The 14,882-nt window shown below is 65.0% G+C and carries 14 protein-coding genes and 2 tRNA genes; 4 read left to right on the forward strand and 12 right to left on the reverse strand.

The features are described 5' to 3' along the window. Positions 1–21: 21 nt before the first annotated feature. Positions 22–2,013 (reverse strand): MHYT domain-containing protein, encoded by a 1,992-nt coding sequence (locus AC56K1_RS16225; RefSeq protein WP_497158829.1) that lies wholly within the window; start codon positions 2,011–2,013, stop codon positions 22–24. Positions 2,014–2,256: 243 nt separating this feature from the next. Next, positions 2,257–3,216 carry a diguanylate cyclase domain-containing protein gene (locus AC56K1_RS16230; protein ID WP_497158830.1) on the reverse strand — a complete coding sequence of 320 codons (960 nt, stop codon included), beginning with the start codon at positions 3,214–3,216 and terminating at the stop codon, positions 2,257–2,259. Positions 3,217–3,565: 349 nt separating this feature from the next. Between AC56K1_RS16230 and AC56K1_RS16235 the strand changes: the two genes are divergently transcribed. Together AC56K1_RS16235 and AC56K1_RS16240 are read left to right on the forward strand one after the other, a co-directional pair. Beyond that, a complete protein-coding gene (locus AC56K1_RS16235) occupies positions 3,566–3,817 on the forward strand; it encodes a helix-turn-helix domain-containing protein (RefSeq protein WP_497158892.1) in 252 nt (83 codons plus the stop codon). A gap of 288 nt (positions 3,818–4,105) precedes the next feature. Further along, the gene (locus AC56K1_RS16240) at positions 4,106–5,155 is read left to right on the forward strand and encodes an AI-2E family transporter (RefSeq protein ID WP_497158831.1); all 1,050 of its coding nucleotides are present in this window, start codon (positions 4,106–4,108) and stop codon (positions 5,153–5,155) included. Positions 5,156–5,252: 97 nt separating this feature from the next. On the opposite strand, the gene AC56K1_RS16245 is transcribed toward AC56K1_RS16240, so the two are convergent. From AC56K1_RS16245 to AC56K1_RS16265, 5 genes are all read right to left on the reverse strand, one after another. Next, positions 5,253–5,327: transfer RNA gene (locus tag AC56K1_RS16245), tRNA-Val, on the reverse strand. Between the two features lie 259 nt (positions 5,328–5,586). Next, a tRNA-Val gene (locus AC56K1_RS16250) sits at positions 5,587–5,661 on the reverse strand. Between the two features lie 37 nt (positions 5,662–5,698). Continuing rightward, positions 5,699–6,406: a DNA polymerase III subunit epsilon gene (gene dnaQ, locus AC56K1_RS16255; RefSeq protein WP_497158832.1), complete on the reverse strand. Its 708-nt coding sequence runs from the start codon at positions 6,404–6,406 to the stop codon at positions 5,699–5,701. A gap of 85 nt (positions 6,407–6,491) precedes the next feature. After that, positions 6,492–6,965 (reverse strand): ribonuclease HI, encoded by a 474-nt coding sequence (gene rnhA / locus AC56K1_RS16260; RefSeq protein ID WP_497158833.1) that lies wholly within the window; start codon positions 6,963–6,965, stop codon positions 6,492–6,494. Continuing rightward, positions 6,962–7,735 carry a class I SAM-dependent methyltransferase gene (locus AC56K1_RS16265; RefSeq protein ID WP_497158834.1) on the reverse strand — a complete coding sequence of 258 codons (774 nt, stop codon included), beginning with the start codon at positions 7,733–7,735 and terminating at the stop codon, positions 6,962–6,964. Before AC56K1_RS16265 ends, rnhA begins: the two co-directional genes overlap by 4 nt. 23 nt (positions 7,736–7,758) lie before the next feature. Between AC56K1_RS16265 and gloB the strand changes: the two genes are divergently transcribed. Beyond that, positions 7,759–8,559, forward strand: coding sequence for a hydroxyacylglutathione hydrolase (gene gloB / locus AC56K1_RS16270; RefSeq protein ID WP_497158835.1), 801 nt, complete (start codon positions 7,759–7,761; stop codon positions 8,557–8,559). 60 nt (positions 8,560–8,619) lie between these two features. Here the strand turns inward: gloB and aceB are convergent, their stop codons facing one another. Next, entirely contained in the window at positions 8,620–10,209 is a 1,590-nt protein-coding gene (gene aceB, locus AC56K1_RS16275) for a malate synthase A (RefSeq protein ID WP_497158836.1), read from the reverse strand. 157 nt (positions 10,210–10,366) lie between these two features. On the opposite strand from aceB, the gene AC56K1_RS16280 reads away from it, so the two are divergent. Further along, positions 10,367–11,272 (forward strand): LysR family transcriptional regulator, encoded by a 906-nt coding sequence (locus tag AC56K1_RS16280; protein ID WP_497158837.1) that lies wholly within the window; start codon positions 10,367–10,369, stop codon positions 11,270–11,272. A 116-nt stretch (positions 11,273–11,388) separates the two neighbouring features. On the opposite strand, the gene AC56K1_RS16285 is transcribed toward AC56K1_RS16280, so the two are convergent. From AC56K1_RS16285 to AC56K1_RS16300, 4 genes are all read right to left on the reverse strand, one after another. Continuing rightward, a complete protein-coding gene (locus tag AC56K1_RS16285; protein ID WP_027867533.1) occupies positions 11,389–11,592 on the reverse strand; it encodes a cold-shock protein in 204 nt (67 codons plus the stop codon). A gap of 340 nt (positions 11,593–11,932) precedes the next feature. After that, the gene (locus AC56K1_RS16290) at positions 11,933–12,280 is read right to left on the reverse strand and encodes an Hpt domain-containing protein (protein WP_497158838.1); all 348 of its coding nucleotides are present in this window, start codon (positions 12,278–12,280) and stop codon (positions 11,933–11,935) included. 2 nt (positions 12,281–12,282) lie between these two features. Continuing rightward, positions 12,283–12,933, reverse strand: coding sequence for a uracil phosphoribosyltransferase (upp, locus tag AC56K1_RS16295; RefSeq protein ID WP_497158839.1), 651 nt, complete (start codon positions 12,931–12,933; stop codon positions 12,283–12,285). A 115-nt stretch (positions 12,934–13,048) separates the two neighbouring features. Further along, a complete protein-coding gene (locus AC56K1_RS16300; RefSeq protein ID WP_497158840.1) occupies positions 13,049–14,731 on the reverse strand; it encodes an isovaleryl-CoA dehydrogenase in 1,683 nt (560 codons plus the stop codon). Between the last annotated feature and the right edge of the window lie 151 nt (positions 14,732–14,882).

Below are 14,882 nucleotides of genomic sequence, written 5' to 3' on the forward strand. Positions count from 1 at the left end.
CAGGCGCGGTTTCCCGCGGCATCAAGCCCGCATCAGGGCGCGCTGCCCGGCCAGCGCCGCCACTGCCTGCACCAGCACCGCGGGGCGCAAGGGCTTGGCGAGGAATTCGTCGAAACCCGCTTCCAGCGCGCGCTGCTGGTCTTCGCGGCGCGAGAAGGCCGTCAGCGCGATCGCAGGGATGCTTGCGGCCTGCCGGTCGCGCAGGGCGCGCACCTGGCGGATCAGCTGGAAGCCGTCCACCAGCGGCATGCCGATATCGCTGATCAACAGGTCGGGCGCCCCGCGCTCGAATACCAGCAGCGCATCGTGCGCGCTGCTCGCCGTCAGAATGGTGGCGCCGGTTTCAAACAGCACCTGCTGCACCAGTTCCAGCGAATCGGGTTCGTCTTCCACTACCAGCACGCTCAAGCCGGCCAGCACGGCGCCGATCTGGGCCGGACCCGCGTCTGGCATGCCGGAATCCGGCGCCGGCGCCGGCGGGCCAGGCGCGCGCGCCGAGACGGCCTGCCGGATCGGCAGGTGCAGGGTGAAGGTGGAGCCGCGCCCCGCCCCGGGGCTGGACACCGTGACCGTGCCGCCCTGCAGTTCGACCAGTTGGCGCGCGATGGCCAGGCCCAGTCCCAGGCCGCCGTGGCGGCGCGAGGACGAGGCATCGGCCTGGCGGAAGCGGTCGAACACATACGGCAGGAATTCCGGATCGATCCCGACCCCACTGTCGGTGACGTCGATCGCCACCTGCTCGCCGTCGCGGCGCACGCTCACCGCCACCCGGCCTCCAGGATCGGTGAACTTGATCGCATTCGACACCAGGTTCGACATCACCTGCTGCATGCGGCCGGGATCGCCGGTCACCGGACCGGCGTCGTAGTCGACGTCGGCCGAGAGCTGGATCTGCTTGAGGATCGCCGCCGGGCGCGCGGTCTCGAGGGCCGCGTTGACGAATTCGCTTGGGCTGACCGGCCGCGCCTCAACCCGTACCTTGCCGGTGATCAGGCGGCTCATGTCGAGCATGTCCTCGATCAGCTGCGACTGGGCGCGCGCATTGCGTTCGATCGTTTCCAGCCCGCGCCGCGACATGGCCTCGTCGCGCGCGCCCTGCAGCAGCAGCTGGGACCAGCCCAGCATCGCATTGAGCGGCGTGCGCAGTTCGTGCGAGAGCGTGGCCAGGAACTCGTCCTTCAACTGGCTCAGGTGCTCGGCTTCGACCCGTGCCTTTTGCTCGCGCAGGTAGAGCGCCTGGCGCGCAGACGCCGTCTCCAGCGAAGCGGCCAGGCTGCGGTTGCGCGACGCCAGCCGGGTGTCGAAGATCGCCGCCAGCAGCGCGATGCTCAAGACCGCGAATGTCGCGACCGCGACCAGGATCGCCAGGTGGTCCTGGTTGACCCCATCAACTGCGGCGCGGCAGATGCTGGCAGCCTCGAAGTGGGCGGCGGCCATGCCGGTGTAATGCATGCCGGCGATCGCGCCACCCATCATCACTGCAGCTCCCGCCTGCAGCAGGCGCGGACGGCGCAGGTGTTCGCTCAGGCGAAAGCCGATCCAGAGCGCGCCGGCGGAGGCCCCGATCGCAATCGCGACCGAGGCCAGGAACAGCCGGGGATCGTAGGTGATCGGCGGATCCATGCGCATGCCGGCCATGCCGGTGTAGTGCATGGCATTAATGCCCAGGCCCATCAGGACCGCGCCCCAGGCCAGGTGGCGCCCGCCCAGCTCGCGGTGGCGCAGCTGCCACAGGGCCAGGCCGGATACGACCACCGGCAGCAGCCAGGACACGAAGGTGATGAGCGGATCGTAACCGACCGGCATCGGCAGGCGGAAAGCCAGCATGCCGATGAAATGCATGGCCCAGATGCCGCTGCCCAAGGCAAAGGCGCCGCCCGCCATCCAGGCATGCGGGGCGTGTCCGTGTGATTGCCTGACCCGGACCGCCAGGCTCAGGGCCGTATAGGACGCGAACATCGCGACCAGGATCGAGAGCAGCACCAGCGTTGGTTCGTAGTGGCCGTTAAGCATAGAAGATGGGTCGCGTTTCCCGTTTTGGTGCACACCAGCGCGGCGGGCGCCCTGGCAAGACGAGTGTACACGAGCAGTGCCGGACTCGGCGCTACCGACTTTGCCAGGCGAATCGCGGGCGGGCCGGTGCATGCCGCCGAAGGAATTCATTTCTCCATGGCAATTCTACAGGATGGGGGGAAGCGTGCACGCCCGCGATGCGCGCATGTCACACATTTACCACGCGCGCGGCGCTGCCAGGGCTTACAGCCCGTCGCCGTCCGCCACCACGCGGTCGCGGCCGCCGCGCTTGGCGGCATACAGCGCCTTGTCGGCCGCCTCGATCAGGGTCGCGGCATCATTCAGGCGCTGCGGGTCGAAGGTGGCGACGCCGATGCTCAGGGTCACGTGCGGGCGCAGAGCGCCTGGTGCATGCGGCAGCGCCAGCGAAGCGACGTGAGCCCGGATCGCCTCCGCATGCACGCGCGCCTGCTGGATGGTGGAATCGGGCAGGATCGCCGCGAATTCCTCGCCGCCGTAGCGCGCGGCAACGTCGCCGGCCCGCTTGAGCATGCCGGCCAGGGCCTGGGCCACAATGGTGAGGCAAGCGTCGCCTTCCTGGTGACCGAAGTGGTCGTTGTAGGCCTTGAACGAATCGATGTCCATCAACAGCAGCGAGAGCGCCCCGCCACTGCGCTGGGCCCGGCGCAGCTCGCGGTCGAGCGCGACGTCAAAGTGGCGGCGGTTGGCGATGCCTGTCAGGCCGTCGACATAGGAGCGGGCGCGCAGCGATTCTGCATGGTCGAGCAGGCGCCGCTCGCGGTCGACGGTGCCGCTGACGTCGCGGATCTCGACCAGGCAATAGCGCTCGCCGTCTTCGCTGAATGGCGTTACCGTGACGGCCTGGTCGATGCGCTCGCCATCGAAACTGCCCGCTTCGCGCAGCGGGAACGGCGCCCGTCCGGTCGAGGCGGGAACCGTGGTCGCCACCTCTTCGGTCAGCGCGGCCAGCACGGCTGCCTCCACGCGCGAGCCACGCAACTCCGGGAAGACCTCGAACAGCCCTCGGTCCCGCACCCGCGCCACCGAATAGCCCGAGCGCGGCACCATCCAACTGTTCCACAGCACGATCTCCTGGGCGGCATCGAGCACCACCAGGCCGGAGTTGGCAAGGTTGACAGCGCGAGCGGCGAAGGGGCTCGCAAATTCGGTCTTTGGGTTCATTGCTGAAAGAGAACTACTGTCGAAAAGAAACTTAACGATCATACCTGAGATTGGCGCCTCGCGGGTCAGCTCAGTCGATGGCTTTTTGAGAGCTCGAACCTGGGGGCATGGGGCAAGCGTGGCATTCGGAGGCGACGGTCGCCGCCGTCCCGCCACCTTAGCGTTTCCGGCAATTTACTGTACCAAAAGATCTTTATTAGAGTAATTACTCGGCAGTGACATTTCGAGAGCCTTGGGCCTGCCCTTTCCGATTACGATCCAGTCTTACCGCGTTGTCCCGGCAAGGGCCCGGAGCGCAAGCGAAAACATGATGGATCAACGGAAGGATGCGGCAATGGCTGGCAAGATGATGGAAGAAGAATTTGGCATGGAAGTCTCGGCTGTACCGGCGCAAGCCGCGCCCTGGCCGGCCGCCCCGCACGACCTGCGCCGCCTGCGCATCCGCAAGCGCGAAAGCCAGGAAAAGTTCTGGAGCCGCTTCGGCGTCACCCAGTCCAGCGGCAGCCGCTTCGAAACCGGCGTCCTGATCCCGCCGCCGGTGGCCATTCTGCTGCGCCTGTACGCCAGCGGCACGCTCACCGACGACGACCTGCAGGGCTGATCCACGGCGGCCCCTGCGCCGCCTCAGCCCGCTTTCTGCTTTTCCGCAGTAATCTTTCGGTAATATTCGCTTTTACCGGACGAGCTCCGTGCTTTATCCTTCGGCATCGGCAATTGCGCCCACGCGTCCGCCCTGCACCTCTTGATAAAGCACTTCGGAACCATGAAACGCATCGCATTTCCCAGCGCGACCAGGCTTGCGCACCCGCCCGTCCCCGGTATTCCGGCCCGCCTGCAGCCCGCCGGCGTCAACCCGGGCAGCCACCGCCCCCACCGGGGAGGCTGAACCGTGGACCAGAGACCCGGATCCACACTACGCTACGGCTCACTCCTCATACCGGTGCTGTTCGCCATCGCCCTGGGGCTGCTGCTGCAGCACTTCCTCGGCTCGCTCGCCTGGGCCGGCCTGCTGGCCGTGATTACCTGGCCGCTGCGCGAGCGCCTGGTGGCGCGCGGCTTCCCGCCGCTGGCCACCGCCGCCATGCTGCTGGCGCTGCTGCTGGTCGGCTTCTTCGGGCCGTCGCTGCTCCTGATTAAAGCGCTCGGGCACGAACTCACTAGCGTGCAGCGCCTGCTGGCGCGCCTGAACGAAGTCGGGGTCGAAGCGCCTGGCTGGCTGGCGCAACTGCCGCTGGTGTCCGAGCGTGTGATCGCCTGGTGGAACGAGCACCTGGCGATTCCCGGCGGACTGAAGGCCCTGATCCAGACCACGCTCGGCGACGTCCTGCCCCACCTGTCGGGCGCGGCGCGCTTCTGGGGCTCGACCATTCTGGCCAATGCGCTGTATTTGTTCCTGACCCTGCTGACCCTGTTCATCCTCTACCTGCACGGGCCGGCCGTGGTGCGCTATGTCGACGGCGCCGGCGTGCGCCTGCTGCCTGGCCATTACTGCAACCTGCGCCGCATCCTGCCGCTGTCGGTGCGCGGCACGGCGCTGGGCCTGTGCTCGATCGCCGTACTGGAAGGGGTCGTGCTCGGCATCGCGTATGCCATCGCGGGCGCGCCGGCGCCGGCCCTGCTCGGCGTGATCACCGGCTACCTGGCCCTGATCCCGGGCGGGGCGCCGCTCTCCTTCACCATGGTGTCGCTTCTGCTGCTCGGCCAGGGCCATCCCGGCGCGGCGCTCGGCCTGTTCACCTGGGGCGCGGTCGAGCTGTTCATGGTCGACAAATTCATCCGCCCCAAGCTGATCGGGCACCGCGTCAACCTGCCTTTCCTGGCCGTGCTGTTCGGCCTGCTGGGCGGCGTCTCGACCCTGGGCGTGATCGGCCTGTTCGTCGGTCCCTTCATGATGGCCGTGTTGTACGGCTGGCTGCGGGCGGAACAAAGCCCTGCCTAGCCTTGCTCCTCCCGGCGCGCCGCCCGTTACCGGCAGGCCGGGAATGACAAAAGGGCTTGCTACCTAGCGGTGCAAGCCCTTCTGTCGACAACGAATCTGGTGGGAAGTGCAAGTTTCGAACTTGCGACCCCTGCAGTGTGAATGCAGTGCTCTACCCCTGAGCTAACCTCCCGGTGGCCCGTATTATGCCGCAACTGTTGAGGAATTTCAATATCTAAACCTGCATTCCCCGTCAGGACGAGCTCCACCCGTCCATGGTCATGATCCTGTCGGCGCGCCGAACGGCAGCGCCGATCGCGGGCGACAAGGTTTTGTCGTAAGCATGCGTTTGCAAATGCAAAAAGCGCTGCTCCGCTTTCGCGTGCAACGCTTCTTGATCTTGCTGTCGATTCTGGCCACAGCCGGACCGGATAAATCGAGATGATGAATTCTGGTGGGAAGTGCAAGTTTCGAACTTGCGACCCCTGCAGTGTGAATGCAGTGCTCTACCCCTGAGCTAACCTCCCAAAACGAGGCGTATTATGGCACAGAATCACGCCGCCGTCACCCCTGCGGAGGATAATTGCGCCAGATGCAGCTGCCTTTCACATTCTTGTCGAGGCCGGCCAGCACCAGTTCGTGCGCGGCTTGCTCGTCGCTGCTTGCCGCCACCACGATGATCTCGCCCAGCGGGCCCGCTTCGACCAGCTCGCCGCCGGCATTGGTTTCGGCCGCGACATCCATCGTCAGCGAATTCTGCCCGCGCGTCATCGACAGGTAGACGTCGGCCAGCAGTTCCGAGTCCAGCAGCGCGCCGTGCAGCTTGCGGTGGGCGTTCGAGACTTCGTAGCGGTCGCACAGCGCGTCCAGCGAATTGCGCTTGCCCGGGTGGAGTTCCTTGGCCTGCACCAGGGTGTCGATCACGCCCGCGCAATAGGTGCTGAACGGCGGCAGGCCCAGGCGGGTGTACTCGGCGTTCAGGAAGCCCAGGTCGAAAGGCGCGTTATGGATGATCACTTGCGCCCCCTGCACGAATTCGCGCAATTCCTCGGCGATCTCGTGGAATTTCGGCTTGTCGCGCAGGAATTCGGTGGTCAGGCCGTGGACCGCCAGCGCGGCCTCGTCCGAATCGCGTTCCGGGTTGATATAGCGGTGGAAGTTATTTCCGGTCAACTTGCGGTTGAAGATTTCAACGCAGCCGACCTCGATGACGCGGTCGCCCGTTCTGGGATTCAGGCCGGTGGTTTCGGTATCGAGGACAATCTGGCGCATGGGCGGTACTTAGGAGGGTAAATCGTGGATAAACGGTGATGCAGGCGGGCCGAAGTATAACAGGCTCGCCCTGCCCCAGGACGGCTTAACGGCGCACGGACGCGGCGCCGCGGTTGGCCAGTACGTCTGCCCGCTCGTTGCCCGGATGGCCGTTGTGGCCGCGCACCCAGCGCCATTCGACGGCGTGCTGCTGTTGCGCCAGGTCGAGCGCTTTCCACAGGTCGTCGTTCTTGACCGGTTCTTTCGCCGCGGTTCTCCAGCCGCGCGCCTTCCAGCCATGGATCCATTCGGAGATGCCCTTCTGGACGTATTGGCTGTCGGTATGCAGCACGACCTCGCACGGGCGGTTGAGCACACCCAGCGCCTCGATCACGGCGCGCAATTCCATGCGGTTGTTGGTGGTGTTCGGCTCGCCCCCAAAAATCTCCTTTTCGTGGCCATTAGCGACCAACAAAGCGCCCCAACCGCCCGTGCCCGGGTTGCCCTTGCAGGCTCCGTCGGTAAAGATGTCGACCTTGGTCGTGCCTGCGTTGACTTCGTTTTCTTGCATGTCGCTCATTCTCTGTTCGCGGCCGGAACTGCTTGCGGCCGCTTGTTCGTTTTCTTGTTCCATGCAGGTCCGATGATGTGCATGCCCTTGACCCGCTTGATGGCGTGGACCACGTAGACGGCGCCCAGGTAGGGCCACCAGCGTTGTCCTGCCGTTTCCATCATGGCGAACCGGCTCAGCCAGTGGGCTGTCCGGCACGGCGGCGCGTAGCAGCCGAAATGGCTGCGCGTCACGCCGAGATTGAGCAATTTTAGCCAGTCTTTCAGGCGTGGCATAGAAATGAATTCGCCCGATGCCGGCAGGTAGCCGTTGTTGGTCACCCGGCCGACGCCCTGGCGCATGCCCCACAGGCTGGCCGGATTGAAGCCGCAGATGATCACCTGCCCTTCTGGGATCAGCACGCGCTCGACTTCGCGCAGCACCTGGTGCGGCTCGGTGGCGAACTCGAGCACGTGCGGCAGCACCACCAGGTCGATGCTGTGCGAGGCGAAGGGCAGTTCGGAAAAATCGAGCGCGACGGCGATCTGCTTGCCGCCGGCGGCGAAGGCCAGCTCGTCGCTGGTGGAGGTGCGGGTGGCAGCCTGCCATTTGTTCGGCATGCGGTTGGCGGCCAGAGCATCGAGCTGGGGCACGCCGACCTGCAGCGCGTTGAAGCCGAAGATGTCCGCGGTGAGTTCGTCGAGGCAGGCCTGCTCGAAGGCGCGCACGTAGTCCCCCGCGGGCGATTGCAGCCAGTGGTCGAGCGCTATAATGGATTTCTCGGATACTGCGCTGTCCATGCCATCCCTTCCGCTAACTTCATATGACGACCCCATCTTACCCGGCCCTGGCGGTCCTGACCGTCCCCGCCTTCCACGACAACTACCTGTGGATCATCCACGACGGCGTCCACGCGGCCGTGGTCGACCCGGGCGATGCCGGACCGATCCGTGAAGCGCTGGCCACGCACAAGCTGTCGCTTTCCGCCATTTTACTCACCCATCACCATGCTGACCACATTGGTGGAGTTTCCAGCCTGCTGGCCGAGTGGCAGGTGCCGGTCTACGGGCCGCGCAACGACGGGATCGCCTTTGTTACCGAGGCGCTCGGGGAAGGCGACCGCGTCCGGGTGGCGGGCCTCGACCTCGAGCTCGACGTGCTCGAGGTCCCGGGGCATACGCTCGGGCATATCGCCTACGTCCGGCGCGCGCCTGGAGCCGACTGGCTGTTCTGTGGCGACACGCTGTTCGCGGGCGGCTGTGGGCGGCTGTTCGAAGGCACGCCGGCGCAGATGGCGGATTCGCTGGCCAAGCTGGCGGCACTCCCGGACGATACGCTGGTGTATTGCGCGCACGAGTACACGGTGGCGAACCTGGCGTTTGCGCAGGCGGTCGAGCCGGGCAACCAGGGACTGGCGCTGCGGATGCAGGATGCGACGGCCAGGCGCGGGACCAGGTTGCCGACGGTGCCGTCGACGATCGGGCTGGAGAAAGGGACGAATCCGTTTCTGCGCTATACGGAGCCGGGGGTGGTGCAGAGTTTGGTGGATACGGGCAGGCTCGAAGCGGGTGCATCGCCGGTGCAGGCGTTTGCAGCGTTGCGAGAATGGAAGAACGTGTTCTGACGAGGTCCATAGGGTGGGCAGGAAACTGCCCACCCTATGGGTTATCTCGGCTCCAGCCGCTCAAATCTCTTCGTACAACGGCAGCGTCAAGAACTCCGCAAACGTCTCCGACGTCGACATCTGCTCGAAAATCTCCGCCGCCCGCGCATAGCTCGGGTTGTCGCCATTGGCGGCATCGCCCTTTACCTTCGCCAGCTCTTCCGGAATCATCGCGCGCACCATCTCGGCAGTCACCTTGCGCCCGTCTTCCAGCACGCCTTTGGTCGAGCGGATCCACTGCCATACCTGCGAGCGGCTGATCTCGGCGGTGGCCGCGTCTTCCATCAGGTTATGGATCGGTACGCAGCCATTGCCGGCCAGCCAGGCGCCGAGATAATGGATGCCGACGTTGATGTTATAGCGCAGGCCAGCTTCGGTGATCGGCGCTTCCGGCTTGAAGTCGAGCAGGTCTTTTGCGCTTACCTGGATATCCGGGCGCTGCTTGTCGATCTGGTTGGGCTTGTCGCCCAGCACCTTGGTGAATTCCGTCATGGCCAGCTCGACCAGGCCCGGGTGCGCGACCCAGCCGCCGTCGTAGCCATCCGTCGCATCGCGCGCCTTGTCGTTGCGCACGCCGCCCATTGCGGCCTCGTTCTTCTCCGGGTCGTTCTTGATCGGGATGAGGGCCGCCATGCCGCCGATGGCCGGGGCGCCGCGCTTGTGGCAGGTCTGGAGCAGCAGCAGCGCGTAGGCGCGCATGAAGGGCGCGGTCATCGTCACCTTGGCGCGGTCGGCCAGGCAGAAGTCCTTGTCCAGCTTGAACTTCTTGATGCACGAGAAGATGTAGTCCCAGCGGCCCGCATTCAGGCCGGCGCTATGCTCGCGCAGCTCGTACAGGATCTCGTCCATCTCGAAAGCGGCCAGGATGGTCTCGATCAGCACGGTCGCCTTGATGGTCCCGCGCGGCAGGCCAAGTTCTTCCTGGGTCATCACGAAGATATCGTTCCACAGTCGTGCTTCCAGATGCGATTCCATCTTCGGCAGGTAGAAGTAAGGCCCGGCGCCGCGTGCCAGCTGTTCCTTGGCGTTGTGCACCATGAACAGCGCGAAGTCGAAGATGCCGCCGGAAACGCGCTTGCCGTCGACCAGCACGTGCTTTTCATCCAGGTGCCAGCCGCGCGGGCGTACGACCAGGGTCGCGACTGTGTCGTTGAGCTTGTAGGATTTACCGTTTTGCTCGAGCGAAATGGTCTGGCGCACCGCGTCGACCATGTTGATCTGGCCGGTGATCTGGTTGTCCCAGTTCGGTGTGTTCGAGTCCTCGAAGTCGGTCATGTAACTGTCGGCGCCGGAGTTCAGCGCATTGATGACCATCTTGCGCTCGACCGGGCCGGTGATCTCCACGCGGCGGCATTCGAGGGCTTTCGGGATCGGCGCGATCTTCCAGTCGCTTGAGCGGATGTGCGCCGTCTCCGCCAAGAAGTCGGGGCGCTCCCCTAGATCGAGGCGCCGCGCGCGCTCGGAGCGTGCAGCCAGCAATTCCTGGCGGCGTGGCTCGAAGGCGCGCGTCAGTTTCGTGACGAGGGCAAGTGCTTCCGGCGTCAGGACTTGTTCATAGCCCGGCTTGATGGGGCCCGTGATTTGCATGCCGGCGGGGGTGGCGATTGTCATTGCGCATTCTCCAGTAAGTGTAAAAACCGATGCTCGCCGGGCGGCCGTTGCGGCGCCTTGGCGTTTGTCTAAGCATCAAGTATATTCACTTGAAGATAGCTAAACGATACATTTTCTCACTACATCTGTGCTTTTTTATATCAAATAAGGAGAATGGATGGGCAAATTCAGGCAGATCTCGACCTTCGTCGAAGTGGTGGCGCGCGGCAGCCTGTCGGCCGCGGCGCGAGCCGAAGGGATCGCGCCGGCGATGATCGGCCGCCGCCTCGATGCGCTCGAAAGCCGGCTGGGCGTAAAACTGCTGCAGCGGACCACGCGCCGGCTGGTGCTGACCGACGAAGGCGCCTCCTTTCTTGAAGACTGCCGGCGCATCCTGGCCGAGCTTGAGGAAGCCGAGGCGGCGGCCGCCGAGCGCAGCGTGCGCGCGAGCGGTCATCTGCTGGTGTCGGCGCCGGCCGGCTTCGGGCGCCAGCACGTGGCGCCGCTGCTGCCCTCCTTCCTCGCCGAGCACCGCGAAGTGACGGTCAACCTGAACCTGACGGACCGGCTGGTCGACGTGGTCGGCGAAGGCGTCGATGTGGCGATCCGCATCGCCAGCTTGAGCGACTCGACATTGGTCGGCACCAAGCTGGCCGACAACCACCGCGTCGTGGTGGGCTCGCCCAGCTACCTGAAGCGGCACGGCACGCCGCAGGTCCTGGCCGACCTGGCCAAGCACAACTGCCTGGCGATCAGCAGCCAAGGCAGCCAGCGCGGCTGGACTTTCCTCGACAACGGCAAGCCGGCGGCGCTCAAGGTCGCGGGCAATATGGAATGCAATGACGGTGCGGTGCTGCACGCCTGGGCGCTGGCCGGCAAGGGCCTGGCCTGGCGCTCGATGTGGGAAGTGGGCGCGCAGATCGCGGCGGGCGAGTTGTGCACGGTGCTGGATGCCTACGCGGCGCCGGGGAACGACATCCATGCGGTGTTCGCGCAGCGGCAGCATTTGCCGTTGCGGATACGGGCCTTCGTGGATTTCTTGCGGAGGAGTTATGAGCAGCCGGAGTATTGGCAGGTGCGCTAGCCTGCGACAGTCGCGGGGCGGAACCCTACGCGACACGACGACTCGCAGTTCACCACAAACCATCAGGCGAAAAAAATCCCCGGCAGTCCGGGGATTTTGCTATCGCTGGAAAGCGATTACAGCGGCTGAATGTTCGCGGCCTGCTTGCCCTTAGGGCCAGTGGTCACATCGAACGAAACGCGCTGGTTCTCTTGCAGCGACTTGAAGCCGTTGCTTTGGATCGCCGAGAAGTGAGCGAACAGATCTTCGCCGCCTTCATCAGGGGTGATGAAGCCAAAACCCTTCGAATCATTGAACCATTTTACGATGCCAGTTGCCATTACAATTTCCTATTTCAGTTAAGTTGGGCTTGCGCCCGTTTAAGATCGTTTGAAGAAGCAAGAAAGGAATGACAGACAGACTGCACTACTACCTACAACCCAACGATCCCGTATTATACCGAATAAAAACAAATAAAAACCATGTTCGCAAAATAAAAATTCTCGCGCTCGCAACTATCTCGATAAAAATTCCTTACTTCAACTCTTACGGTCGCGCTTTGCTTTCGGTAGTAGAGAAAATATAGGGCAATGAGTGAAGCCAAGTTTGCGCGGGATCAAACCTTCCATCATTGGCTTATTGCGCTACGGCATTATGCCGCCGGCAAAATGGATGCAGTAATTAATTGAATCCGCGCGGATCACGGCGCCCTGCTTCGACGAATTGTTCCAGCTCCGATGTCCAGCTGGCCCAATCGCTGGCGGCGACGGCATCGAAGGTCATCAGCACGCGCAGGCGCTGTTCCAGCGCGCGTGCGTGGTGACCCAGGCCGCGGTAGCCGAAGGTGGCGGCCGAACCCGCCACCGTGTGCAGCATGGCCTGCAATTCATCGGCGGCGGCAGCCGGTTCGCGTGGGTCGAGGCCGGCCGCAACCGCGGCCATGCGCTCGAGCGTGGCAGGCAGATTGCTCGCAAAGCTGTCGTTGAAGGACGCCAGTCGCGAGAAGAATCCCTTGTCGGCCGCGTGCATGCTTACTTGGTGCCGAAGATGCGGTCGCCCGCATCGCCCAGGCCCGGCACGATATAGGCGTCGGCGTTCAGGTGCGAGTCGAGCGAGGCCACGTAGACCTTCACGTCCGGGTGCGACTTCTGGAACATCTCGATGCCTTCCGGCGCGGCCACCAGGGCCAGGAACATGATCTGCTCGCTCGGAACGCCACGCTTTTTCAGCACGTCGACGGCGTGCACCGCCGAATTGCCGGTGGCGACCATCGGGTCGCACAGAATGAAGGTGCGCTCGTTGGTGTCCGGCAGGCGCACCAGGTATTCGACCGGCTCGTGGGTGTCCGGGTCGCGGTAGACGCCGATGTGGCCGACGCGCGCCGACGGCACCAGTTCCAGCAGGCCGTCGCTCATGCCGATACCGGCACGCAGGATCGGCACGATGGCCAGCTTCTTTCCCGCGATCACAGGCGCGTCGATGGTCACCAGCGGGGTCCGCACCGGGCGCGTGGTCAGCGGCAGGTCGCGCGTGATCTCATACCCCATCAGCAGCGTGATCTCCCGCAGCAGCTCGCGGAAAGTACGCGTCGAGGTGTCGTGCTCGCGCATGTGCGACAGCTTGTGCTGGATGAGCGGGTGGTTCAGGATGTAGAGGTTGGGGAAACGCGGATCTTGTTTCATGGTCGGTATCAACGGAATGGGTGTGGTGCGGTAGACCGGCATTATCCCAGCCAAGCGCCGGTTTGTCCTTTTTTTCTGCACATTTCGACAAGAAAGCTGAAGCTGCCGTCGAATCCTAGGTCACCAGCGCCCGCGCCAGGATCGCCGCGCAATCGCAGGGCGCCGGCAGCCGCCCGAAAGCGCCGCCCGGCGCCACAGCGATGCGCGACGCGACAAACGCGCTCGAAACGAAGCCAGGGGCATGGCGCAGCAGCAGCGCACCCTGCACCCCCAGGACGATGCGCTCGGCCAGCAGGCGGGCGCCGCCCTCCTCCTGTACCAGCACCGGCAGGTCGTCGAGCAGGCGCGTGGCGAAATCGGCGAAGCGCGCGTCCAGGCCATACGCCGGTTCAAGCTCCCCCGCCAGGGCCGCTTGCGCCTCCGTCAGTGACTTGCCGAGCGCGCGCAGCAGGTCCAGGCACATCACGTTGCCCGAACCCTCCCAGATCGAGTTGACGGGAAACTCGCGGTACAGGCGCGCGAGGGGGCCATCCTCGACATAGCCGTTGCCGCCCATGACCTCCATCGCCTCGGCACCAAATGCCGGTCCGCGCTTGCAGATCCAGTATTTTCCGGCCGCGGTCAGGATGCGCCCCAGCAGCGCTTGAACCGGGTCGTCGCCTGCGTCGAAGCAGCGCGCCAGGCGCAGCGCGAACGCGGTTGCCGCTTCGGATTCGAGCGCGAGGTCGGCCAGCACGTTCTGCATCAAGGGCTGCTCGGCCAACACCCGCCCGAAGGCGCTGCGGCCGCGCGCGTGGTGCAGGGCGTGGCACAGCGCCGCGCGCATGATGGCGGCGCTGCCCAGCACGCAATCGAGCCGGGTGTAACCGCCCATCTCGAGGATGGTCGGGATGCCCCGCCCCGGCGCGCCGATCATCCAGCCCACCGCATCCTGAAACTCCACTTCCGACGAGGCGTTGGAGCGGTTGCCCAGCTTGTCCTTCAGACGCTGCACGCGGATCGCATTGCGGCTGCCGTCGGGCAGGTACCGCGGCACGAAGAAGCAGGACAGCCCGCTGCTGCCGCCTTCGTCCAGCTGGGCCAGGATCAGGTGCGCGTCCGACTGCGGCACCGAGAAGAACCATTTGTGGCCGACGATAAGGTAGGAGCCCTGGCCCGCCGCGCCGAAGCGCCCGTTCGCTTCCGACGGCAGCATCGCGCTGGCGCGGGTGGTGTTGGCGCGCACGTCGCTGCCGCCCTGCTTCTCGGTCATGCCCATGCCGATCAGGGCCCCGCGCTTTTGCGCGACCGGGAGCGAGCGCGGGTCGTATTCGTTCGACAGTACCTTGGGCAACCATTCCGCGCCCAGGACCGGGTGGCGGCGCAGCGCGGGCACCGAAGCAAAGGTCATCGTCACCGGGCACTGGGCGCCGTTCTCGACCTGGCCGAACAGCAGGTACTGGGCCGCGCGCGCCACGTGGGCGCCGGGGCGCGGGTCCTGCCACGGGCTGGAATGGGCGCCGGCCCCGATCATCATGGCCATCAGGGTGTGCCAGGATGGATGGAATTCGATCTCGTCGACCCGTCGGCCGGCGCGGTCGAAGTTGATCAGGCGCGGCCCCGAAGCATTGGCCTGGCGCGCCAGGTCGAGGATGTCGGCGCGGCCGAGCGTGGCGCCGAGTGCCTCGAGCCGCGGCGCGGCCCACCCGGCGCCTTCGCGCTCGAGCGCCTCGCGCAGCGCCGGGTCGCAGCCGAACAAGTTGACGTCCGCGAAGGCTGCGGCCTGGTTCAGAACCTCGTGGGTATCGAAAGCACTCATTTCTCGCCCCTCTCGTGGAATGATGTTGCAACTCAGCATCAGAACAGCATGCCCTTGTAGCCAATAATTTGCTTTCTTGCAAGGATCGGCGACAATGGCGAATGCCAGTATGCTTGTCTATGCAACAACTACGCAACAAGTACGCTAGCGC

It is taken from the genome of Telluria sp. ZB4P37, from assembly GCF_059685855.1.

Coding starts and splice junctions, on each gene's coding strand:
- AC56K1_RS16225 (WP_497158829.1), bottom strand. CDS start 2,013: ATGCTTAACGGCCACTACGAACCAACGCTGGTGCTGCTCTCGATCCTG.
- AC56K1_RS16265 (WP_497158834.1), bottom strand. CDS start 7,735: ATGGACAGCGCAGTATCCGAGAAATCCATTATAGCGCTCGACCACTGG.
- gloB (WP_497158835.1), top strand. CDS start 7,759: ATGACGACCCCATCTTACCCGGCCCTGGCGGTCCTGACCGTCCCCGCC.
- rnhA (WP_497158833.1), bottom strand. CDS start 6,965: ATGAGCGACATGCAAGAAAACGAAGTCAACGCAGGCACGACCAAGGTC.
- upp (WP_497158839.1), bottom strand. CDS start 12,933: ATGAAACAAGATCCGCGTTTCCCCAACCTCTACATCCTGAACCACCCG.
- AC56K1_RS16235 (WP_497158892.1), top strand. CDS start 3,566: ATGGAAGAAGAATTTGGCATGGAAGTCTCGGCTGTACCGGCGCAAGCC.
- dnaQ (WP_497158832.1), bottom strand. CDS start 6,406: ATGCGCCAGATTGTCCTCGATACCGAAACCACCGGCCTGAATCCCAGA.
- aceB (WP_497158836.1), bottom strand. CDS start 10,209: ATGACAATCGCCACCCCCGCCGGCATGCAAATCACGGGCCCCATCAAG.
- AC56K1_RS16290 (WP_497158838.1), bottom strand. CDS start 12,280: ATGCACGCGGCCGACAAGGGATTCTTCTCGCGACTGGCGTCCTTCAAC.
- AC56K1_RS16230 (WP_497158830.1), bottom strand. CDS start 3,216: ATGAACCCAAAGACCGAATTTGCGAGCCCCTTCGCCGCTCGCGCTGTC.
- AC56K1_RS16280 (WP_497158837.1), top strand. CDS start 10,367: ATGGGCAAATTCAGGCAGATCTCGACCTTCGTCGAAGTGGTGGCGCGC.
- AC56K1_RS16285 (WP_027867533.1), bottom strand. CDS start 11,592: ATGGCAACTGGCATCGTAAAATGGTTCAATGATTCGAAGGGTTTTGGC.
- AC56K1_RS16300 (WP_497158840.1), bottom strand. CDS start 14,731: ATGAGTGCTTTCGATACCCACGAGGTTCTGAACCAGGCCGCAGCCTTC.